Annotated in this window: 16 protein-coding genes; 11 read left to right on the top strand and 5 right to left on the bottom strand. The window is 68.2% G+C overall.

Going from position 1 to position 19,686, the window contains the following annotated elements; translation table 11 throughout:
* Positions 1–17: 17 nt before the first annotated feature.
* From BMY69_RS16040 to BMY69_RS16030, 3 genes are read right to left on the bottom strand one after another with little or no spacing between them, the layout of a single operon-like run.
* Positions 18–2,294 carry a xanthine dehydrogenase family protein molybdopterin-binding subunit gene (locus tag BMY69_RS16040; protein ID WP_090180120.1) on the bottom strand — a complete coding sequence of 759 codons (2,277 nt, stop codon included), beginning with the start codon at positions 2,292–2,294 and terminating at the stop codon, positions 18–20.
* The gene (locus BMY69_RS16035; RefSeq protein ID WP_090180117.1) at positions 2,291–2,842 is read right to left on the bottom strand and encodes a (2Fe-2S)-binding protein; all 552 of its coding nucleotides are present in this window, start codon (positions 2,840–2,842) and stop codon (positions 2,291–2,293) included. The genes BMY69_RS16040 and BMY69_RS16035 overlap by 4 nt, the downstream gene beginning before the upstream one ends.
* 47 nt (positions 2,843–2,889) lie before the next feature.
* On the bottom strand, positions 2,890–4,203 hold the full coding sequence (locus BMY69_RS16030; RefSeq protein ID WP_090180114.1) for an APC family permease: 1,314 nt from the start codon (positions 4,201–4,203) through the stop codon (positions 2,890–2,892).
* A gap of 375 nt (positions 4,204–4,578) precedes the next feature.
* Between BMY69_RS16030 and BMY69_RS16025 the strand changes: the two genes are divergently transcribed.
* The 7 genes from BMY69_RS16025 (at position 4,579) to BMY69_RS15995 (ending at position 13,473) form a co-directional block, all read left to right on the top strand.
* Positions 4,579–7,191, top strand: a complete 2,613-nt coding sequence (locus tag BMY69_RS16025; RefSeq protein ID WP_255364586.1) for a bifunctional aspartate kinase/diaminopimelate decarboxylase — start codon at positions 4,579–4,581, stop codon at positions 7,189–7,191.
* The gene (murL, locus tag BMY69_RS16020; RefSeq protein WP_090180112.1) at positions 7,188–8,537 is read left to right on the top strand and encodes a UDP-N-acetyl-alpha-D-muramoyl-L-alanyl-L-glutamate epimerase; all 1,350 of its coding nucleotides are present in this window, start codon (positions 7,188–7,190) and stop codon (positions 8,535–8,537) included. Before BMY69_RS16025 ends, murL begins: the two co-directional genes overlap by 4 nt.
* Positions 8,524–9,876 (top strand): UDP-N-acetylmuramoyl-L-alanine--D-glutamate ligase, encoded by a 1,353-nt coding sequence (murD, locus tag BMY69_RS16015; RefSeq protein ID WP_090180110.1) that lies wholly within the window; start codon positions 8,524–8,526, stop codon positions 9,874–9,876. The genes murL and murD overlap by 14 nt, the downstream gene beginning before the upstream one ends.
* A 288-nt stretch (positions 9,877–10,164) precedes the next feature.
* Positions 10,165–11,421 carry a hypothetical protein gene (locus tag BMY69_RS16010; protein ID WP_090180107.1) on the top strand — a complete coding sequence of 419 codons (1,257 nt, stop codon included), beginning with the start codon at positions 10,165–10,167 and terminating at the stop codon, positions 11,419–11,421.
* The gene (locus BMY69_RS16005) at positions 11,421–12,185 is read left to right on the top strand and encodes a hypothetical protein (protein ID WP_143070497.1); all 765 of its coding nucleotides are present in this window, start codon (positions 11,421–11,423) and stop codon (positions 12,183–12,185) included. Before BMY69_RS16010 ends, BMY69_RS16005 begins: the two co-directional genes overlap by 1 nt.
* Positions 12,186–12,511: 326 nt before the next feature.
* A complete protein-coding gene (locus BMY69_RS16000) occupies positions 12,512–12,709 on the top strand; it encodes a hypothetical protein (protein ID WP_090180100.1) in 198 nt (65 codons plus the stop codon).
* Positions 12,706–13,473, top strand: coding sequence for a hypothetical protein (locus tag BMY69_RS15995; RefSeq protein ID WP_143070496.1), 768 nt, complete (start codon positions 12,706–12,708; stop codon positions 13,471–13,473). The genes BMY69_RS16000 and BMY69_RS15995 overlap by 4 nt, the downstream gene beginning before the upstream one ends.
* Before the next feature lie 85 nt (positions 13,474–13,558).
* Here the strand turns inward: BMY69_RS15995 and BMY69_RS15990 are convergent, their stop codons facing one another.
* Positions 13,559–13,822, bottom strand: a complete 264-nt coding sequence (locus BMY69_RS15990) for a hypothetical protein (protein ID WP_090056991.1) — start codon at positions 13,820–13,822, stop codon at positions 13,559–13,561.
* A complete protein-coding gene (locus BMY69_RS15985; RefSeq protein ID WP_090180094.1) occupies positions 13,819–14,973 on the bottom strand; it encodes a flagellar hook-length control protein FliK in 1,155 nt (384 codons plus the stop codon). Before BMY69_RS15985 ends, BMY69_RS15990 begins: the two co-directional genes overlap by 4 nt.
* A 156-nt stretch (positions 14,974–15,129) precedes the next feature.
* On the opposite strand from BMY69_RS15985, the gene tgt reads away from it, so the two are divergent.
* The 4 genes from tgt to secF all read left to right on the top strand — a co-directional run bounded on the left by tgt (position 15,130) and on the right by secF (position 19,665).
* Entirely contained in the window at positions 15,130–16,260 is a 1,131-nt protein-coding gene (gene tgt / locus BMY69_RS15980) for a tRNA guanosine(34) transglycosylase Tgt (RefSeq protein WP_090180092.1), read from the top strand.
* A 143-nt stretch (positions 16,261–16,403) separates the two neighbouring features.
* Complete coding sequence (gene yajC, locus BMY69_RS15975; protein ID WP_089974384.1) at positions 16,404–16,751, top strand: preprotein translocase subunit YajC; 348 nt, start codon at positions 16,404–16,406, stop codon at positions 16,749–16,751.
* A 63-nt stretch (positions 16,752–16,814) separates the two neighbouring features.
* Entirely contained in the window at positions 16,815–18,689 is a 1,875-nt protein-coding gene (gene secD / locus BMY69_RS15970; RefSeq protein ID WP_090180090.1) for a protein translocase subunit SecD, read from the top strand.
* A 13-nt stretch (positions 18,690–18,702) separates the two neighbouring features.
* On the top strand, positions 18,703–19,665 hold the full coding sequence (gene secF / locus BMY69_RS15965; RefSeq protein WP_090180087.1) for a protein translocase subunit SecF: 963 nt from the start codon (positions 18,703–18,705) through the stop codon (positions 19,663–19,665).
* Positions 19,666–19,686: the final 21 nt, after the last annotated feature.

Below are 19,686 nucleotides of genomic sequence, written 5' to 3'. Positions count from 1 at the left end.
CGGATGGATGGGACGAACTAGCGCAGTCGCGCCAGCTCGCGCAGCAGGGGAAGCCGGCGGACGCGGACCGCGGTGGCGCGGAACACGGCGTTGGCGAGCGCGGGAGCCGCCGAGGGTACACCGACGACGCTCGCACCGGACGGATCCGCGGCGGACGACACGATCACCGTCTCGACCTCGTACGGCAGGGGCGCCGTCGGGGCGATGGGATAGTCGCGGAATCCGGTCTGCTGCACCTTACCGTCCTTCACCGTGATGGCGAGGTTGAGGGCGGTGGACAGCGCATCCATGGTGGCGCCCTGCAGCTGGGCTTCGAGGCCCAGCGGATTGATCGCGCGGCCCACGTCGGCCACGCACACGACCCGGCGGATGTCGATGCCGTCGTTGGTCGGCGCGACCTCGACGGCATGCGCCACGTAGGCGCCGAATACGTACGCGCAGGCGATGCCCAGGCCGTTCTCGCTGCGCAGCCAGCGGCTCCAGTCGAGTTTGTCTGCCGCGAGGCGCAGCACGTTGGCCATGCGTGCGGTATCGATCGGGCCGCCGCGGCCGCCGTAGGGCAGCTGGCGTGGATCGCCGAGCAGCGCGAGGCGGAAGTCGAGCGGGTTGGCCTTCACCGCGTGCGCGAGTTCGTCGATGAAGCTCTCGCTGGCGAACGTCGGCGTGACGTGCGGTGAACCGCGCCACTCGCCGCGCTGGAGCTTCGACGGCAACGGATACCAGTCGCTGCGGAAGTTCGGCACGAGGCCGGCGGGCAGGGCGTCGGCGACGAGCTCCGACTGCCACAGGCGGTTCTCCGGCGTGCCGCGCCCCGCGAGCGCCGAGGGGCTCGCCATGCGCTGGTGCCAGCCGACGATGGCCTTCTTGCGGTCGAGCGACGCGTTGAGGCGGTGCACGGCCATGGGTCGGTAGTAGTCGCGTGCCAGGTCGTCGTCGCGCGTCCAGAGCACTTTCACCGGGCGGTTGCGGATCTCGTCGGGCTTCTTCGCCAGCGCGATCGCCATGGCCTCCGCGACGTAGTCGGCTTCGAGCCTGCGCCCGAAACCGCCGCCGCCGCGCGGCACCTGGATGTCGATCTGTTCCGGGCGGAACCCAGTCATGCGCTGCACCACCGCGTAGACCTGGCGCGGCGACTGCGTCGCGGCGATCACGGTCACGCTGGTGTCGGGGTCGAGACGCACCACGCAGTTGGGCGTTTCCGCCGTCGCGTGGGCGATCCACGGCTGGAAGTACGTGGCTTCCAGCGCGCGGGCCGCTTTCTTGCGCGCGGCGAGCACATCGCCGTCGTTGCGCACCGTACTCGGCACGACCGCTTCGTCCGCGAACGCTTCGAGTGCCTTCTGTTCGAGCGCGGACGTCGCGGGTTCCGGCTCGTCGCCGGCTTTCCAGGTCGCCTTCAGCGCGGCGCGTCCGGACAGCGCGGACCAGGTGTCGCGGGCCAGCACCGCGAGGGCGGGGGCCTGCGCCGCGAGTCCGGCGGCTTGCCCCGCTTCCGGCGTGATGTCGATGACGTCGTAGACGCCCGGGATCTTCTTCGCGGCCTCGCGATCGGCGCTGTCGAGCGTGCCGCCGGGATACGGGCAGCGCGCGAGCACGGCGATCACCGGGTCGCCGATCGTCTCGTCGAACGCGTAGCGCAGCGTGCCCGTGACGGCGGCACGCGCGTCGACGTCGCCGGCCGGCTGGCCGACGAGGCGGTAGCGATCGGACGACTTCAGCGGCGGTGGCGTGGACGGCGCGTCGATGGTGGCGGCCGTCGACGCGAGGTCGGAGTAGGAGAGGCGGCGGCCGTCGGCGGTGATGGCGAAGCCGTTTTCGCCGCGCAGCTGGTCGGCGGGAAGGCCGAGCCGGCGCGCGGCGGCCTGCAGGAGCAGCCAGCGGCCGAGGGCGCCGGCCTGGCGCAGGTCGGCCCAGGCGGCCGGGATGCTGGTGGCGTCGCCGCTGCGCTGGCGGCCGTAGGTGAAATTCGGCTGGCCATTGCCCGGCGTGATGCCCAGGCCGAGCGGTTCGACGATCACTTGCGACCAGTCGGCGTCGAGTTCCTCGGCGATGATGCGGGCCAGGGAGGTGGCGGTGCCCTCGCCGTTGTCGGGATCGCGCACGCCGATGTAGATGCGCCCGTCCGCGGCGATGCGCAGGTAGGGGCCCACCTGGGACCACGCGTCGCCGAGCAGTCCGAGCGGCGGCGGCCGATCCACGGCGCCGACCGTGCCGACGCCGATGACGAGCGCGCCAGCGGTGCCGGCGGCGTACTTGAGGAAACGGCGACGCGAGAGACGGACCTCGCCGCTCATGCCTTCGGTTCCTTCATGGCGGAGGCGGCGCGCTTTATCGCCTTGCGGATGCGGCCATAGCTGCCGCAGCGGCACAGGTTTCCGATCCGGTCGATGTCGGCGTCCGAGGGATTCTTCTGGCGCGAGAGCAGGTCGACGGCGGCCATGATCTGGCCGGGCTGGCAGAAGCCGCACAGGATGGCGTCCTCGTCGATCCACGCCTGCTGCACCGGGTGCAGCGTGCCGTCGTCGGCGGCGAGGCCCTCGACGGTAGTGACGCGCTTGCCGGGCAGTTTTTCCATCTTCGTCTGGCAGGCGGCGACCGCCTTGCCGTCGATGATGACGGTGCAGAAGCCGCAATCGCCCTGGTCGCAACCGTACTTCGCGCCAGTGAGGCGCAGGACGTCGCGCAGGTACCACAGCAGCGGCATGTCCTTCGCGCCGGTGTGCCGGTAGCGCTTGCCGTTGACGATCAGGTCGATACCTTCACGTACCGCGTTGGGCGCCGGCTGACTGGCGTCCTGGCGGGTCGGGGCGGGTACGGGCGACGTCGGGCCTTGCTGTGCCATCTGCTTTCCTCAGCTGAACCGGGCCATTGTGGCATCCGTGCCCGGGATCAGCGAGCGACTTTACTGAACAGGCGTCGCCACACCGCGTAGACGGGGAGTCCTGCGAGCACCACGGCGCACACGACGGCCGCGCTCGCGGGCTTGTCCCAGGCATAGGCGACCACCACCGCGATCACCACGGCGAGGAAGGTCAGCGGCAGCAGCGGGTAGGCGGGAGTGACGAACGCGGGGCGCCCGGCCGAGTGGCGGCGATACCAGAAAAGCGTGGCGATGGTGACCGCGTAGGCGGCCCAGTCGCCGAAGGTCGCGAAATCGAGGAGCTGGCCGTAGTTGGCGACCAGCACGAGGACGATGGCCCAGACGGAGAGCGCCATCAGCGCGATATTCGGGGTGCGGTAGCGCGGATGCAGCTTCGCGACGCTGGCGAAGAACAGGCCGTCGTCGCCCATCACCTGGAGCACGCGCGCACCGGCGACGAGCGTGATGTTGCAGAAGCCGAGCGTCGAGATCGCGATGCCGATGGCGATGAGCTTCGCGCCCGCCCCGCCGAACACGCGGCTCATCACGTCGGCGGCCGGCGCCTGGCTCGTGGCGAGGCCGTCGTGACCGAGCACGGCGAGGTACGCGTAATTGGTCAGGACGTACGCGGCGATCACCACCAGCATGCCGAGGATCAGCGCGCGCGGCAGCGTGCGCTGCGGGTCGCGCACCTCGCCGGCGAGGTTGTTGAGGTAGCTGAAGCCCGAGAAGGCGAAGAGCACCGGAAGGAGCGCCCCGGCGAGGCTTCCCGCCAGGTGCTCCGGCGACGGCGTCATCGCCTGGGTGGTGCCGGCCCCGGCGAAGGCGAGGCCGGTGACCACGAGCACCGCGATCGCCGTCAGTTTCAGGATCGCGAAGACGTTCTGCACCTGGGCGCCGAAGCGGATGCCGAACAGGTTCAGGCCGGTGACGAACACAAGCGCGCCGACCGCGAGCGGCTTGACCAGCGTGGGCGACAGGCCGAAGACGTTGGTCGCGTAGCTGCCGAAGATCGTCGCCACCGCGGCCGCGCTGCCGCTGTAGATCACCAGCAGCATCGTCCAGCCGAAAAGGAAGCCGGCGAGCTTGCCGAACGCCTCGCGCAGGTACACGTAGCTGCCGCCCGCTTCCGGCCGCCGCGCGCCGAGCTCGGCGTAGCAAAGACAGCCGATCAGCGTCAGGAGGCCGCCGCCCACCCACAGGGCGAGCAGGACCAGGCCGGAGTCGGTGCGCTGCGCGGCGATGCCGGGATTGAGGAAGATGCCGCCGCCGATGATGCCGCCGACGACGATGAGGGCCGCGTCCATGAGCGTGAGGCGTCGGGCGTAAGTGGTGGTTTCCATGCGGGCGTTCGTTTGGGGCAGGCGTGGAGGATGGCGTGCGGCGCGAGGGATGGGAAGGGGGCGATGAGCGGGAGGTGGGGATGGGAGTTGGGAGGTGGGGGATGGGAGTTGGGAGGTGGGAATTGGGGGCGCGACGAGCTGGGAGATGGGGGTTGGGAATTGGGGGCGTATTTCCGGCGCGCGCCCGAGGGGGCCGGAGACGTGTCGAACTGCGCAAGGCAGGCGCTGTGTTTCCAGCCCCCTCGGGCGAACGCCGGAATCGCGCGCCCAATTCCCATCTCCCACCCCCGCTCGTTTGCCTTTTTCCCGTTGCGGCGCAACACTTCGGCGGATACGTCCCATCGATTCCTTCCCTCCCACGACACAAAGAGTCCCGTGAGCGAAATCGCAAACGCGCCGTTGCCCGTCAACGCGCCCTGGATCGTCATGAAGTTCGGCGGCACCTCCGTGGCCACCGCCGCACGCTGGCGAAATATCCTCGAGCTGGCCGCCAGCCGCCGCGCCGAAGGCGCACGCGTGCTGATCGTGGTCTCGGCCCTGTCCGGCATCACCGACGGCCTGAAACAGCTTTGCACGCACACGGATTCGAAACGCCGCTCGGACGCGGCCTCCGCACTGGCCGATCGCCATCACGCCCTGCTCGCCGAGATGTCCCTGGCGATGCCGGAGACGCTGGGCGCGCGGCTGGCCGACCTCGCGGAACTGGCCGCGTCCGGCGCCGCCGAACTGGGCGAGCTGGCCTGGCAGGCTCGCGTGCAGGCGCACGGCGAGCTGATGTCCAGCGCGCTGGGTGCCGCGTTCCTTTCCGCCCACGGGCTGCCCACCACGTGGGTGGACGCGCGCGAGTGCCTGCACTCGGTGGCGCTGCCCAACCAGAACGAACGTACCCGACTGCTCTCGGCGATGGTCGAGCCGCACCACGACGCCGCGCTGTCCGCGGCGCTGGCGTCGCGCGGCGAGGTGTTCATCACCCAGGGCTTCATCGCGCAGGACGAGGCCGGCCGCACCGTGTTGCTGGGCCGCGGCGGGTCCGACACGTCCGCCGCGTACTTCGGCGCGCTGCTCGCCGCCGCGCGCGTGGAGATCTGGACGGACGTCGCGGGCATGTTCAGCGCGAATCCCCGCCAGGTGGCCGGTGCGCGCCTCCTGCAACGCCTCGACTACGAGGAAGCCCAGGAAATCGCCTCCACGGGCGCGAAGGTGCTGCATCCGCGCTGCCTTTCGCCGCTGCGCGAACCCCGCGTGCCTCTGCTGATCAAGGACACCAACCGGCCCGAGCTGGAAGGCACCGCGATCGGTCCGGAGGTCCGCGAGCACGCGCCGAGCATCAAGGCGATCAGCGCGCGCAAGGGCATCACGCTGATCTCGATGGAGTCGGTGGGCATGTGGCAGCAGGTCGGCTTCCTCGCCGACGTGTTCGACGCGTTCAAGCGCCACGGCCTTTCCGTCGACCTCATCGGTTCCGCCGAGACGAACGTCACGGTGTCGCTCGATCCGACGGAGAACCTGCTCGATTCCGACGCCATCGCGGCGCTCGCCGCCGACCTGGCGCGCGTGTGCCGCGTGAAGGTGATCGCGCCCTGCGCCGCCATCACGCTGGTCGGCCGCGGCATGCGCTCGATGCTGCACAAGCTCTCGGGCGTGCTCGCCGAGTTCGGCCAGCTACGCGTGCACCTGATCTCGCAGTCGTCGAACAACCTCAACCTCACCTTCGTGGTCGACGAGGACGTGGTCGACGACATGCTCCCGCGCTTGCACGAACTGCTCATCGGCGCGGGAGCGTTGCGCACCGACGACAGCATGGTCTTCGGCCCGTCGTGGCAGTCGCTGTACGGCAGCGGCGAGACGGCCGCGCCGGGCGCGGCCTGGTGGCAGGGCGCGCGGGCGACGCTGCTGACGCTGGCCGACGAGCGCACGCCGCGTTACGTCTATCACCTGCCGACCGTGCGCGCGCAGGCGCGCCGCGTGAAGTCGCTCAAGGCCGTCGATCGCGCGCATTACGCGGTCAAGGCCAACACCCATCCGGGCATCCTCAAGGTGCTGGCGGAGGAAGGCTTCGCCTTCGAATGCGTGTCGCCGGGTGAACTCGCGGCCGTCTCCGCCGCCGTGCCGGACGACGTGCCGCTGCTGTTCACCCCGAACTTCGCGGCGCGCCGCGATTTCGAGGCGGCGCTGCGGACGCGCGCGACGATCACCATCGACGCCATGCATCCCATCGAGCACTGGGGCGACCTGTTCGCGGGCCGCGAGATCGTCCTGCGCGTCGACCTCGGTCGCGGCCTCGGCCATCACGACAAGGTCAAGACGGGCGGCACGGGCAGCAAGTTCGGCGTGCCCATCGAACACGTGGACCGTTTCCTTCGCCTCGCCGACGCGGCGGGCGCGAAGGTCATCGGCCTGCATGCCCATCTGGGGTCCGGCATCCTCGACCATGCGCACTGGGGCGAGGTGTACTCGCAGCTGGCGGCGCTGGCCGAGCGCATCGGCACGATCACGGTGCTGAACATCGGCGGCGGCCTCGGCGTGCCCTCGCATCCCGGCGAGTCCGCCCTCGACATGGCGGCGCTCGACCGCGTGCTCACCGCGGTGCGCCAGGCCTATCCGCAGTTTCAGCTGTGGATGGAGCCGGGCCGTTACCTCGTGGCCGATGCCGGCGTGCTGCTGGCGAAGGTCACGCAGGAGAAGGAGAAGGGCGTCAACGTGCGCTACCTGGGCCTCGACACGGGCATGAACAGCCTGATCCGTCCGGCGCTCTACGACGCGTGGCACGAGATCGCGAACCTCTCCCGCCTCGACGAGCCGGCGACCACCATGTACCAGGTGGTCGGCCCGATCTGTGAGTCAGGGGATATCCTCGGTTCGGACAGACGGCTGCCCGAGTCGAAGGAGGATGATGTGGTCCTGATCGCCCAGGGTGGTGCGTACGGCGCCGTGATGTCGTCGCGCTACAACCTGCGCGACGAGGCCGACGAGGTGCTGCTGCCGTGACGTCACCGCTTTCCGATCCGCGCCAGAGCCGCACGTTCCGGTTCGTTCGCCATGCGTACGCCGATGGCGTCGCCGAACTCGCTTACGCGTTCGACGACGGTGCCGAACTGGTCGAGCGCATCACGTTCCCCGGCGCGCCCGCGGTGCCCGCCGGTCGCGAGGCCGCCTTCGCGGCGGCGCTGCGCCTGCTGCACCTCGTCGCCGGCGTCAGCTACTACAAGGCGGGCATCCCGGAGACGATCGTCGTCGAAGGCGAGCCGCTCGACGAGGAGAGCGCGACGCTGGCCGACGCGCTCTACCTCCACGGCCTCGCCGAGTTCGCCTATCGCAACGGCCTTGACCTGCGCGGCCGCATCCGCTTCCCGTTCTCCGCGCCGCGCCCGGCGCCGCCGGCGTCCATCGGCCTGCCGAAGCGTTCGCTGCTGCCCATCGGTGGCGGCAAGGATTCCGTGGTCGCGGTCGAGGCGGTGAAGTCGATCGGCGCCGACGCGACCGCCGTCTGGGTCGGCAATTCGCCCCTGATCGCGGAGTGCGCGGCGCGCACCGGGCTGTCGACGCTCAACATCTCGCGCGAACTCGCACCGGGCCTGTTCGAACTGAACCGGCTCGGCGCGTGGAACGGCCACATTCCGGTCACGGCGATCAACTCGGCGATCCTCGCGCTGGCGGCCATCCTCTACGGCTACGATTCGATCGTGTTCGCGAACGAGCGCTCGGCGTCGGTCGCCACGCTGGAATACGAAGGCCAGCAGGTGAACCACCAGTGGAGCAAGGGCTTCGGTTTCGAGAAGACCCTGCACGACTACCTGCATTCGCACGTGGCCGCCGATCTCGATTACTGCTCGCTGCTGCGGCCGTGGTCCGAACTGGCGGTGACCAGCGCGTTCGCGCGCCTGGGCGGCGATTATTTCAACGTGTTCTCCAGCTGCAACCGCAACTTCCGCATCCTTGGGCCCAAGCCCGCGGATCGCTGGTGCGGGCAGTGTCCGAAATGCCACTTCGTTTTCCTCGCGCTCGCGCCGTTCATGGCCAAGCCGCGGCTCGTGTCGATCTTCGGGCGCAACCTGCTCGACGACGAGGCGCTGGCCGGCGCTTTCGACGCGCTGCTGGAGTACAAGGACCACAAGCCGTTCGAGTGCGTGGGCGAGGGCGCGGAAGCGCGTGCCGCGCTCGCCGCGCTCGCCGAACGCCCGGAGTGGCGCGAGGACGCGCTCGTCGCGCGCTTCCGCCGCGAGATCCTGCCGCAACTCGACAAGGCCGAGCTGGCCCTCGAGCCGTGGCTGACCCCAGGCGCATCGCACCTCGTGCCGGAGCGGTTGCGCGGAGCGCTGGATGCGCTGGGCTGATCTGGAAGGACGGCGCATCGCCGTCTGGGGCTTCGGCCGCGAAGGTCGCGCCGCGTTGCACGCGCTGGCTCGCCGGCTGCCGGGGCAGCGCGTCGACCTGTATTGCGCCGCCGACGAGGCCGGTGCGGCGCGCACGGCGTTTCCCGATGTCCTGGTGCACGAGGTCGCGCCAGACGCCGACGCGCTGGCGAGCTACGACATCGTCGTGAAGTCGCCGGGCATCTCGGCGTACAAGCCCGAACTGCTCGCGGCGAAGGAGCGCGGCACGCGCTTCACCTCGGGCAGCGCGCTCTGGTTCTCGGGTCACGTGGACGCGCGCACCATCGCGGTGACGGGCACCAAGGGCAAGAGCACGACCTCGGCGCTGATCGCGCATCTCGCGCGGTCGCTCGGCGTCCGCACGGCGCTCGCCGGCAACATCGGCATGCCGCTCCTCGAACTCGACGAGTCGCACGCCGATCTGTGGGTCATCGAACTGTCGAGCTTCCAGACCGGCGAGGCCTTCGGCGTCGATCTCGGCGTGGTGACGAGCCTGTACGAAGAACACCTCGACTGGCACGGCTCACGCGAGCGCTACGTCGACGACAAGCTCAAGCTCCTGGCGGCGAGCGCGCGCGTGCTGGTCAACGCCGGGCAGCCGCATCTGCTGGCGCGGGCCGAGCGGCACCCGGGCCTGCATACCTTCGGCGATGCCGCCGGCTGGCACGTGCACGACGGCTGGATCCAGCGGGGCGACGAGCGGATCATCGAAGCGCGTCGCGTGTCGGCTCCCGGTCTGCACAACGCGACCAACGCGTGCGCGGCGCTCGCCGCGCTCGAGATCATGGGATTCGACGCACGCGCGGCGGCTCCCGCGCTGTCCACCTTCGTGCCCCTGCCGCATCGCCTGCAGCCGCTCGGCACACGCGATGGCGTGGCATGGATCAACGACTCGATCAGCACCACGCCGCTGGCCAGCCTCGCCGCGCTGGAAAGCGTCGGCGCGAAACGCGTGGCCCTGATCGTCGGCGGTCACGACCGCGGCCTCGACTGGACACCCTTCGTCGAGGCGATGCGCGCGCACGCGCCAGCGGCGATCGTGTGCCAGGGCGCGAACGGCGGCCGCATCGCCGACGCGCTCGATGCCGCGGGCATCGGCGGAGTCCACCGCGTGAACGATCTCGCGGAAGCCGTGAATACGGCACGCCGGGCGCTGGCCGACGACGGCTGCGTCGTGCTTTCGCCGGGCGCCCCGAGCTTCGACCAGTTCCGCGACTACGCCGAGCGCGGCAAGCGCTTCGCGGAGCTCGCGGGCTTCGAAGCCCATGCAGCAGGCATCCGCGGACTGGGCGTCGAGTAGGAATCGGCGCGACCCCAATCTGGTGGGAGCCGATCGCATCGGCGATCCCGCGGCAGCGGGCAACCTCGCCTCAGTCTGGCGGGAGCCGATCGTATCGGCGATCCCGCGACAGCGGGCAATCTCGCCTCAGTCTGGTGGGAGCCGATCGCATCGGCGATCCCGCGGCAGCGGGCAATCTGGCGACAGCGCAGCGCGGGCGACCCGCAGCCCGCTCACGCGCCGTCGCCCGACATACCTGAACACCTCCGCCTCCTACGTTGCTGGTTCCTGTCCCACGAGGAGCCTTCAATGCAACGAAATATTCTTTGGAGCGGCGTCGCGCTGCTCATGCTTACCTGCACCTGCGGCGCCCACGCACAGTCCGCGATTACCGGCGCAACGTCCCCACCGGTTCCCGGCTGCGAAACCATGGCCATCGGCCCGGTGTACGACGCGTCGATCGACGCGAACGCGACCACTGCCTGCTTCCAGATGGTCACGCCCGAGGCCCTCGCGTCGATCAAGCTCGACGTCAACATGGCCGGTTTCCCCCAGGGCGCGCTTCACGACATCAGCCTCGTACGCGTGGATGCCGACGGCACGACACATGCCGTGGCATCGGATGCCTCGACCGACTCGTATCGCATCGTGCAGGCCATGAGCGCTCCGTCGACGCGCTGGCTACTCCTCGTGGGCCGGCCTGCCGGTGGTGCGACGGTGCCGTTCCAGCTTCAGGCCGCGCTATCGGAAGGAAGCGACCGCTTCGAGCCGAACGACGCGTTCGCAAAGGCGACGACCCTCCAGGGGAGTCAGGTGATCGCGGCCAACCTCGACAACCCGGGCGATGTCGATAACTACCTGGTTTCGTTCCGCAGTGACCAGCGAGAGGCCATTCTTTCGCTGGAGGGGCCCGGTTCGATCTCGGCGGACATAGTCGACGGTGCGAACCGCACAGGCACCCTCGGTGCGGGCCGACAGTTGCGGGTAGACACCTCGCGGCCCGTGTTCGTCAGCGTCCGTGGTGAACAAGCGGAAGCCAACTCGGCGTACACGTTGCGTGTCAGTGATCCGAAGGCGAATGCGGTCGTGTCGTCGTACTACAGCAATGAAAACATCAGCCACCTCGCACCCGGTCTGATACCGGGGGTGCGAGGCGCGGCGAACGTAGCGCGCGAGATGCAGGTCGAAGTCACGGCCTTCGAGGGTGATCATGAAACGCGGCTTGGGGCGGGTCATCGAGTGAGGATCTACGCTCACGACAGGGCATTCGCAGGCAACACTGGAACCAGCTGGGAGGTTGGTGTCATCGATGCTGTGACGGACGAGCACGGCGTCGCTCGCGCGACGATGTCCATATCGGAGTGTCGTGGTGGGGTCGTCGGACCGATACGCGTTCAACCACGCCTCGAGCATCCCGACGTCTGGTACATCACTTACAACCCGATATCGTTGGTCCACGCAGTGGTGCTCGGCGCCGACCCGGACGCCCAGATAAAGGCAATCGAGCGAAATCAGACGTTTCAACACGTCTGCAAGGAGACTGTGACTCTCGAGAGGAACCACTGATGAACGTGAACTTTTCAGGACACTGCAAAGGTGCGGAGACTTCGCTTGTGCCCACGAAGGGAACGGTCTTCGACACACTCGCTGCCCGCGCTGGCGCCGCGCCAGGCCAACTGGTCGCGATTGATGGGAAGACGTACGAAGATGCTCTGGACGAGCGGTATGAGGCGCAAGGGCATGATCCGGACATCATGGTTAATGACCAGGTGCGAATGGGCGACGCGTTCACGCGCTTCGCGGAAACTTTGGTCCCGATGCTGGCTCGGCTCGCTGTCGAACGGCCCGATGTGATGGCGAAGTCGTTCGATCTGCGAAAGGAAGGGCAGTCGCTCAAGGTGATCGATGCCGACATGGACGGCGAAGAAGCAGCGTGGCTCGAGGCGCGTCTCAACGATAAGCCAGAGCTGATCAGCCTCGTGTCGGAATTCAATCGCTCGGTCGCATACGCATACGGTGACGGGAGTCGCGACTATTACCTGACCGAGACGGTAACCGGACACATCGGCCATCCGCCGGTGGCGAACCTCGACGCGACGGTCGATCGCGACGTGCGGTTCATGTCCTTGTTGCGCAGTGTCCGCGATGCGGATGTCGATAACGAAAACGTGTACCTGCTGCGCGACCACTACAAGACGAACCCGTATGCCCTCGCGGCGATCAAGGTTCGCGATTTCGTGATTCCCGCCGACACCTATCGGCCTGTGCCGGGTGGCGGTCTCGCCGTCTCGAAGGCGGTCGCCGGTCCGATGCTCTCGACGATGGCGTAAAGCGTCATTGGGATGTGCGCTCGCGGCGAGCACCCGTTCGCGCGCGAGCGCGCTTCCCACAGGATCAAGAAATCCCTTGGGTGCCAATCCGTCGCTGGAGGCGACTACGTCGCGATCGGCGGGTCTAGCTGCGGTGCGACCTTCTCGTCCGAAGAGGCCTGGCCCCAGTCTGGTGGGAGCCGATCGTATCGGCGATCCCGCGGCAGCGGGCAATCTGGCGACAGCGCAGCGCGGGCGACCCGCAGCCCACACGCGCGCCGTCGCCCGACATACGCGAACACCTCCGCCTCGTACGTTGCTGGTTCCTGTCCCACGAGGAGCCTTCGATGCAGCGAAATATCCTTTGGAGCGGCGTCGCGCTGCTCATGCTGACCTGCACCTGCGGCGCCCATGCACAGTCCGCGACTGCCGGCGCAACGTCCCCACCGGTTCCCGGCTGCGAAACCATGGCCATCGGTCCGGTCTACGACGTGTCGATCGACGCGAACGCGGCCTTGGTAACCCGCGAAAGGAGCCAGTCATGAATGTCACCTGTTCAGGCCAATGCAAAGGTCCTGATACGTCACTTGTCCCGACCAAAGGTACGGTCTTCGCTGCACTCGCGATGCGGGAAGGGCGGCGACCAGGCGACACGCTGATGACCGTGGACTCGAAAGCGTACGCGGAGGCGCTTGACGAGCGCTATGAAGCGCAGGGACATGATTCTGCGATCATGGCTAACGATCAGCTGCGGATGGGGAGTGCCTTCACGCGATTCGCGGAGGCCCTCGTTCCTATGCTGGCCCGACTGGCTGTCGAGCGCCCGGATGTGGTGTCGAGGACGTTCGATCTTCGAAAGGACGGCCAGTCGCTCAAGGTCGTCGATGCAGATCTGGATCCGGACCAAGCGGCTTGGCTCGAGGCGCGCCTCAACGAGTTACCTGATCTCCTCTGCCTGGCAACGGAGTTCAATCGCTCGGTCGCATACGCTTACGGGGACGGAAGTCGCGACTATTACCTGACGGAGACGGTAACCGGATACATCGACCATCCACCCGTCGCGAACCTCGACGCAACGGTCGATCGCGACGTGCGGTTCATGTCCTTGTTGCGCAGCGTCCGCGATGCGGATGTCGATAACGAAAACGTGTACCTGCTGCGCGACCACTACAAGGCGAACCCGTATGCCCTCGCGGCGATCAAGGTCCGCGACTTCGTGATTCCCGCCGACACCTATCGGCCTGTGCCGGGTGGCGGTCTCGCCGTCTCGAAGGCGGTCGCCGGTCCGATCCTCTCGACGATGGCGTAATGCGTCATTGGGATGTGCGCTCGCGGCGAGCACCCGTTCGCGCGCGAGCGCGCTTCCCACCGGATCAAGAAGTCGCCGGTCGCGCCTATCCGTCCGTGGCGGCGAGCAACGTCCCGACCACGGCCGACAGTGCCGCGTAGAGTTCCGGCGGCACGTCGTCACGCAGGCGTACCGCGGCGAGCAGCGTCGCGATCTGCGGATCGAGCTGCGGTGCGAGGCCTAGTGCCTGCGCGCGTTCGAGCATCGTCTTCACGCCGTGGGCGTCGATGCGCTGGCTGTTGCCGTTGCTCGTGGGGGACGCGAGGCGCAACGTGACGCTGCGCCGGGGCGAGGGGAGGGCCGTTGTCATGCGCGAGCTTCCAGCAGGACGGCGCTGTAGGCGCTGCTCGGCGTCGGCAGGCCGTGCATGCAGCTGAAGTGGTCGAGGATGAGGCCGCTCTTTTCGAGCAGGCGGCGCAGCACGACGAACGCGTTCTCGAGATGCGCGACCGTTTCGGGACGTTGTGCCCACAGGCGCACGGAAACGCGCGGCACGCGGAGCTGGATCTCGCCCTGCACGGCGCCGAGCGACGGCGGGTCGATGGCGAAACCCACCGTCCATGGGCCGTCGGTGTCGCCCGGCAGCGGCTGGCCTTCCTCGATACGAATCTGCAGCACGTCGTAGCCGCGCCCGGCGGCGAGCGGCACTTCGATCATCCACACGCCCGCCTGCGGGTGCGATTCGAGCTGCGCGATCTCGACGCGCGACAGGGCCGCGCGCGTGTCCGTGCGCAGCTGGCCGACGACGGCCTCGATGTCGTCGTCGCCGAGGCTGAGTTCGGGGGCTCGCGGCTGGGCGACGAGCGCCCGCTGCACGAGCGGCGGTGGCGTGTCGCTGGCTGGCCGGGCGAGCTGGGTGCCCGGCCGGCCGGTGGGAATATCGGCGAGCGCGCGGCGCAGGGCGAGCAGCGCCGCCTTGAAGTCGTCGGCGGCGGGCGTCTCGTGCTTCGGCTCCGCGAGATGGGCTTCGAGGAACGCGCCGCTTTTCGCGATCGCCTCCTTCATGCCAAGCGGCGAACTGACGTCGGACGGTTTGCTGATGGCGGCTTCGAGGGTGGCCAGCGCGGCGCGCAGCGGTGCCGGAAGCATCCGCGCGACGGGGCGGCGACCGAGCGCCGCGAGGACGCCGAGCAGAGGCGCGTAGCCGTTCTGCAGCGGCAGGCGCTCACGCAGGCCCTGCATGGCAACGCGTTCGTCGGTGTTGCCCGGGACGATCTCGAGCTGCGGCTGCGCGCCCTGGGTCAGCACGCGCACCTGGAACTGCTGTGGCAACTGGCCGCCGGGCGCATCGGCCTCGACGGTCATCCCGCCGATGTCGAGCAACAGCTTGCCGATGTCGGTCTGCCCCATGATGCGCGCCGACAGCAGGGTCCCGACCCGCCAGCTGTCCGCTGCGGCCGTGGTGCCCGCGGCCGCGCCGGCCCAGAGCTGGGCAGCGAGACTGGTCGGCTGGATGATCAAGGGGGATGCCCTCCCGGCGCCAGGCGCACCCTCGGTGGGCACGCTCCTGTGTCCCAAGGAATCGGCGGGTTTTTACGAAACTTTAGGTCGGGCGCGCCCTTGGGCCATGCCTTATCGGCAAACCTGCGCTCCACGCGGGCAGGTTAGAATGGGCGGATGACCCAGCTTCCTTTCGACCTCCTCGCCACCGATGGCGCGGCCCGGCGCGGCCGTCTCCGTTTCGGCCGCGGCACCGTGGAAACGCCGGCCTTCATGCCCGTGGGCACCTACGGCTCCGTGAAAGCCATGACCCCGCGCGATGTCCTCGACACCGGCGCGGAGATCATCCTCGGCAATACCTTCCACCTGTTCCTGCGCCCGGGCCTGGAGATCGTCGGCGAGTTCGGTGGCCTGCATAAGTTCATCGGCTGGGACAAGCCGATCCTTACCGATTCCGGTGGCTTCCAGGTCTTCTCGCTGGCGCACAAGCGCAAGATCACCGAAGAAGGCGTCACGTTCGCCTCGCCGGTCGACGGCTCGAAGGTGTTCCTCTCGCCCGAGGAATCGATGCGGATCCAGAAGGTGCTGGACTCCGACGTCGCCATGATCTTCGACGAGTGCACCCCGTATCCCGCGACGGAGCGCGTCGCGTCGGACTCCATGGAGCTGAGCCTGCGCTGGGCCGAGCGTTCGCGGCAGGCCTTCGACGACCTGAAGAACCCCAACGCGCTGTTCGGCATCGTCCAGGGCAGCACATTCGAGAACCTCCGCCGCCGCTCGGCCGAGCGCCTGATCGAGATCGGCTTCGACGGCTACGCGGTGGGTGGCCTGGCCGTGGGCGAGCCGGAAGCCGAGCGCAACCACACGCTCGATTTCACCCTGCCGATGTTGCCGAAGGACCGCCCCCGTTACCTCATGGGTGTGGGCCGGCCGGAAGACATCGTGGAGGCCGTGCGCCGCGGCATCGACATGTTCGACTGCGTCATGCCGACCCGGAACGCCCGCAACGGCTTCCTCTTCACGGCCGCCGGCACCCTGCGCATCCGTAACGCGAAGTTCGCGACGGATACCCGCGTGATCGAGGAGGGCTGCGACTGCTACGCCTGCGCCAACGGTTTTTCCCGCGCCTACCTGCGCCACCTCGACCGTTGCAACGAGATCCTCGGCAGCCAGCTGGCGACGATGCACAACCTTCGTCATTACCAGAGGCTCATGGCCGGACTGCGTGGCGCCATCGAGGCCGGCGGTCTGGAGGACTTCGTGGCGGCGTTCTATGAGGCGCGTCGCAAGGGCGCCACCGACGGCTGATCCGGCCTTGCAGGGGTGCCCTGGCGCCCCCAACCCCTTGACGGGGTGCGGTACATAACCGCCGGGGTGCGTGGCATAATCCACGATCTTTTTACGTGAACGGCAGCTTTTCCTTGGCCGTTCCATGACTTGCGAGAAATCCGATGAGCCTTCCGACGTTCGCTGCCATTGCCCAGGCCACCGCTCCCGCCGCGGGCGCCGCTCCGCAGGGGGCCTTTGGCTTCTCGCCGCTGATCATGATGGCGGTGCTGTTCGGCATCTTCTATTTCATGATGATCCGGCCGCAGATGAAGCGGCAGAAGGAGCACCGCGCGCTGCTGGCCGCCCTGGCCAAGGGCGACGAGGTGGTCATGAGCGGCGGCATGGCCGGCCGCATCGAGGACGTGGGCGAGTCGTTCGTCCGTGTCGAGATCGCCCCGGGCACCGTCGTCCAGGTGCAGAAGGGCTCGATCACCCAGGTCCTGCCGAAGGGCAGCCTGAAGAAGTCGTAAGACTTTCCTCTTCCATAGCGTCAGCCGCGGCCGGTGCACGGCCGCTTTCACGGAATGTAAGGCATGAGTGATTTTCCACGCTGGAAGTACGCGCTGGTCGTGATCGTGTTGCTGTTCGGCATCGTGTATGCGTTGCCGAACGTCTTCCCGCCGCAGCCCGCCGTGCAGATCTCGGGCAACCGCGGGGCCGCCGTCGACGCCGCGCTGAAGACCAAGGTCGAGGGCATGCTGGCCACCGCGAAGGTGCCGGCGACATCCCTGGAGCTCGACGAAAAGGGCACGCGCCTGCTGGCGCGCTTCCCGAGCGTGGACGCGCAGGCCAAGGCGTCCGACGCCCTGCGCACGGGCCTCGGCGAGAACTACACCGTGGCGCTGAACCTCGCGTCCACGGTGCCGGGCTGGCTGCGATCGATCAACGCGAACTCGATGCCGCTCGGCCTCGACCTTCAGGGTGGCGTGCACTTCCTGATGGAGGTCGACCAGAACGCCGTGATCGACGCGCAGGAAACGCGCTACGCCGACGACATCCGCTCGCTGCTGCGCGACAAGAACGTCTCGTACGACGCGGTGAACCGCAATGCGCGCGGCCAGGGCGTCAGCGTCGTGCTGCGCTCGGACGCCGACCGCCAGCAGGCGGCGACGCTGATCGGCACCGATTACCCGGACCTCGCCGTCAACGACGGTCCGACCACCGGTAACCGCTTCATCCTCAACGCCACGGTCAAGCCGGCGAAGCTGCGCGAACTGGCCCAGAGCACCATCACGCAGAACGTGACCACGCTGCGCCAGCGCGTGAACGCCCTGGGCGTGTCCGAGCCGCTGATCCAGCAGCAGGGCCCGAACCAGATCATCGTCGACCTCGCCGGCGTCCAGGACACCGCCGAGGCCAAGAAGATCATCGGTGCCACCGCCACGCTCGAATACCGTGCCGGCCTGTACACGCCGCAGCAGGCCGTGGACGCCGCCCGGTCGGGCAGCGTGCCGCCGGACGCCAAGCTGTACTACGGCCGGGACGGCCGTCCGTACCTGCTGAGCAAGAAGGTGATCGCGAAGGGCGACGAGCTCACCAGCGCGGTTTCCGGTCGCGATCAGCAGAACGGCACGCCGAACGTGAGCGTCTCGCTCAACAGCGCCGGCGCGCGCAAGATGCAGGAGTTCACCAACGACAACGTCGGCAAGCCGATGGCGGTGCTCTACATCACGCGCACGGTCGAGACCAAGACGGTCGACGGCAAGGAGATCAAGACGCCGAAGATCACCGAGGAGGTGATCAACTACGCGAACATCAGCTCGCCGTTCGGCAAGCAGTTCTCGACCAACGGCCTGCCGAACGACCAGGAAGCCTCCGAGCTCGCGCTGCTCCTGCGTGGCGGTTCGCTCGCGGCGCCCGTCGACATCGTCAGCGAGAGCGTGATCGGTCCCAGCCTGGGCGCCGACAACATCGACAAGGGCTTCAAGGCGGTGATGCTCGGCCTCGGCCTCGTGCTGGTGGCCGCGGCGATCTACTACAAGCTCTTCGGCCTCGTCGCGGACATCGCGCTGTTCTTCAACCTCGTGCTGCTCGTCGCCGTGATGTCGCTGGTCGGGGTCACCCTGACCATGCCGGGCATCGCGGGTATCGTGCTCACCCTCGGCATGGCGATCGACGCCAACGTGCTGATCTGCGAACGCATCCGCGAGGAACTGCGCAACGGCTCGTCGCCGCTGGCGTCGATCCGCACGGGTTACGACAAGGCGTGGGCGACGATTCTCGATGCCAACGTGACGCATCTGCTCGCGGCGCTGGGTCTCATGACCATGGGCTCGGGTCCGATCAAGGGCTTCGGCGTCACGCTGTTCATCGGTATCCTCACGTCGATGTTCACGTCGGTGACGGTGACCCACGCCATCACCGCGCTGATTCACGGCGGCCGCAAGCTCAAGACCCTGTCGGTCTGACGGGAGGGACGCCATGGAAATCTTCAACCACAATTCGAACTTCAACTTCCTCGGCCTGCGCAAGTACAGCATCGGTCTGGCGATCCTGCTCATGATCGGCTCGGTCGCGCTGATCCTCACGAAGGGCTTCAACTACGGCCAGGACTTCCTCGGCGGCGTGGCCGTCGACGTGCAGTACGCCTCGCCGGCCGAAGTGAACGACGTCCGCGCGGCGCTCGAACACGCCGGCCTGGAGAATCCGCTCGTGCAGGCCGTCGGCGGCGCGCGCGAATTCTCCGTGCGCCTGCAGCCGAAGGACGACAAGGGCGCGGCGAACCTCAGCAACGACGAGGCCGCGTCGCGCGTGGCCGGGGACGTGGTCGCGGCGCTCAAGGCCACCCGTCCCGACGTCACGATGAAGAGCCGCTCGTTCGTCGGCCCGCAGGTCGGCGAGGAGCTACGCAGCGACGGTATCGTCGCGGTGATCTTCGTCATCGTCGGCATCATGGGTTACCTGTGGATCCGCTTCGAGAAGCGCTTCGCGATCGCGGCGCTGGCGACGGAAGTGCACGACGTCCTCGTCACGCTCGGCATCTTCGCGCTGACGCAGCGCGAGTTCGACCTCACGGTGCTCGCCTCGGTGCTCGCGGTGGTGGGCTACTCGATCAACGACAAGGTCGTCGTGTTCGACCGCGTGCGCGAACTCTTCCGTTCCAGCCGCAACGCCACGCCGGAAGAAGTGCTCAACCGTTCGATCAACAGCACGCTGTCGCGTACGATCATCACGTCGCTGTTCACCGGCATCACGATGGCCGCGCTGTTCTTCATCGGCGGTCCGGTGGTCCATGGCTTCGCGATCACGATGCTGATCGGCATCCTGGTCGGTACGCTCTCGTCGATCTTCGTCGCCAGCCCGATCCTCCTCTGGCTGGGCGTGTCGAAGCAGGACCTGATGCCGCGCAGCAAGGAAGACCCGGAGCTCGAGCGTCGCCCCTGATCCGGCGAGGCTCCCGCGCCA

Origin of the sequence: Luteibacter sp. UNC138MFCol5.1 (assembly GCF_900110505.1) — a bacterium.
In the GTDB taxonomy this organism is placed as follows: domain Bacteria; phylum Pseudomonadota; class Gammaproteobacteria; order Xanthomonadales; family Rhodanobacteraceae; genus Luteibacter.
This window is presented reverse-complemented; position numbering and strand designations above follow the sequence as displayed.

Coding starts and splice junctions, on each gene's coding strand:
- BMY69_RS16040 (WP_090180120.1), bottom strand. CDS start 2,294: ATGAGCGGCGAGGTCCGTCTCTCGCGTCGCCGTTTCCTCAAGTACGCC.
- BMY69_RS16035 (WP_090180117.1), bottom strand. CDS start 2,842: ATGGCACAGCAAGGCCCGACGTCGCCCGTACCCGCCCCGACCCGCCAG.
- BMY69_RS16030 (WP_090180114.1), bottom strand. CDS start 4,203: ATGGAAACCACCACTTACGCCCGACGCCTCACGCTCATGGACGCGGCC.
- murD (WP_090180110.1), top strand. CDS start 8,524: ATGCGCTGGGCTGATCTGGAAGGACGGCGCATCGCCGTCTGGGGCTTC.
- BMY69_RS16010 (WP_090180107.1), top strand. CDS start 10,165: ATGCAACGAAATATTCTTTGGAGCGGCGTCGCGCTGCTCATGCTTACC.
- BMY69_RS16005 (WP_143070497.1), top strand. CDS start 11,421: ATGAACGTGAACTTTTCAGGACACTGCAAAGGTGCGGAGACTTCGCTT.
- BMY69_RS16000 (WP_090180100.1), top strand. CDS start 12,512: ATGCAGCGAAATATCCTTTGGAGCGGCGTCGCGCTGCTCATGCTGACC.
- BMY69_RS15995 (WP_143070496.1), top strand. CDS start 12,706: ATGAATGTCACCTGTTCAGGCCAATGCAAAGGTCCTGATACGTCACTT.
- BMY69_RS15990 (WP_090056991.1), bottom strand. CDS start 13,822: ATGACAACGGCCCTCCCCTCGCCCCGGCGCAGCGTCACGTTGCGCCTC.
- tgt (WP_090180092.1), top strand. CDS start 15,130: ATGACCCAGCTTCCTTTCGACCTCCTCGCCACCGATGGCGCGGCCCGG.
- yajC (WP_089974384.1), top strand. CDS start 16,404: ATGAGCCTTCCGACGTTCGCTGCCATTGCCCAGGCCACCGCTCCCGCC.
- secD (WP_090180090.1), top strand. CDS start 16,815: ATGAGTGATTTTCCACGCTGGAAGTACGCGCTGGTCGTGATCGTGTTG.
- secF (WP_090180087.1), top strand. CDS start 18,703: ATGGAAATCTTCAACCACAATTCGAACTTCAACTTCCTCGGCCTGCGC.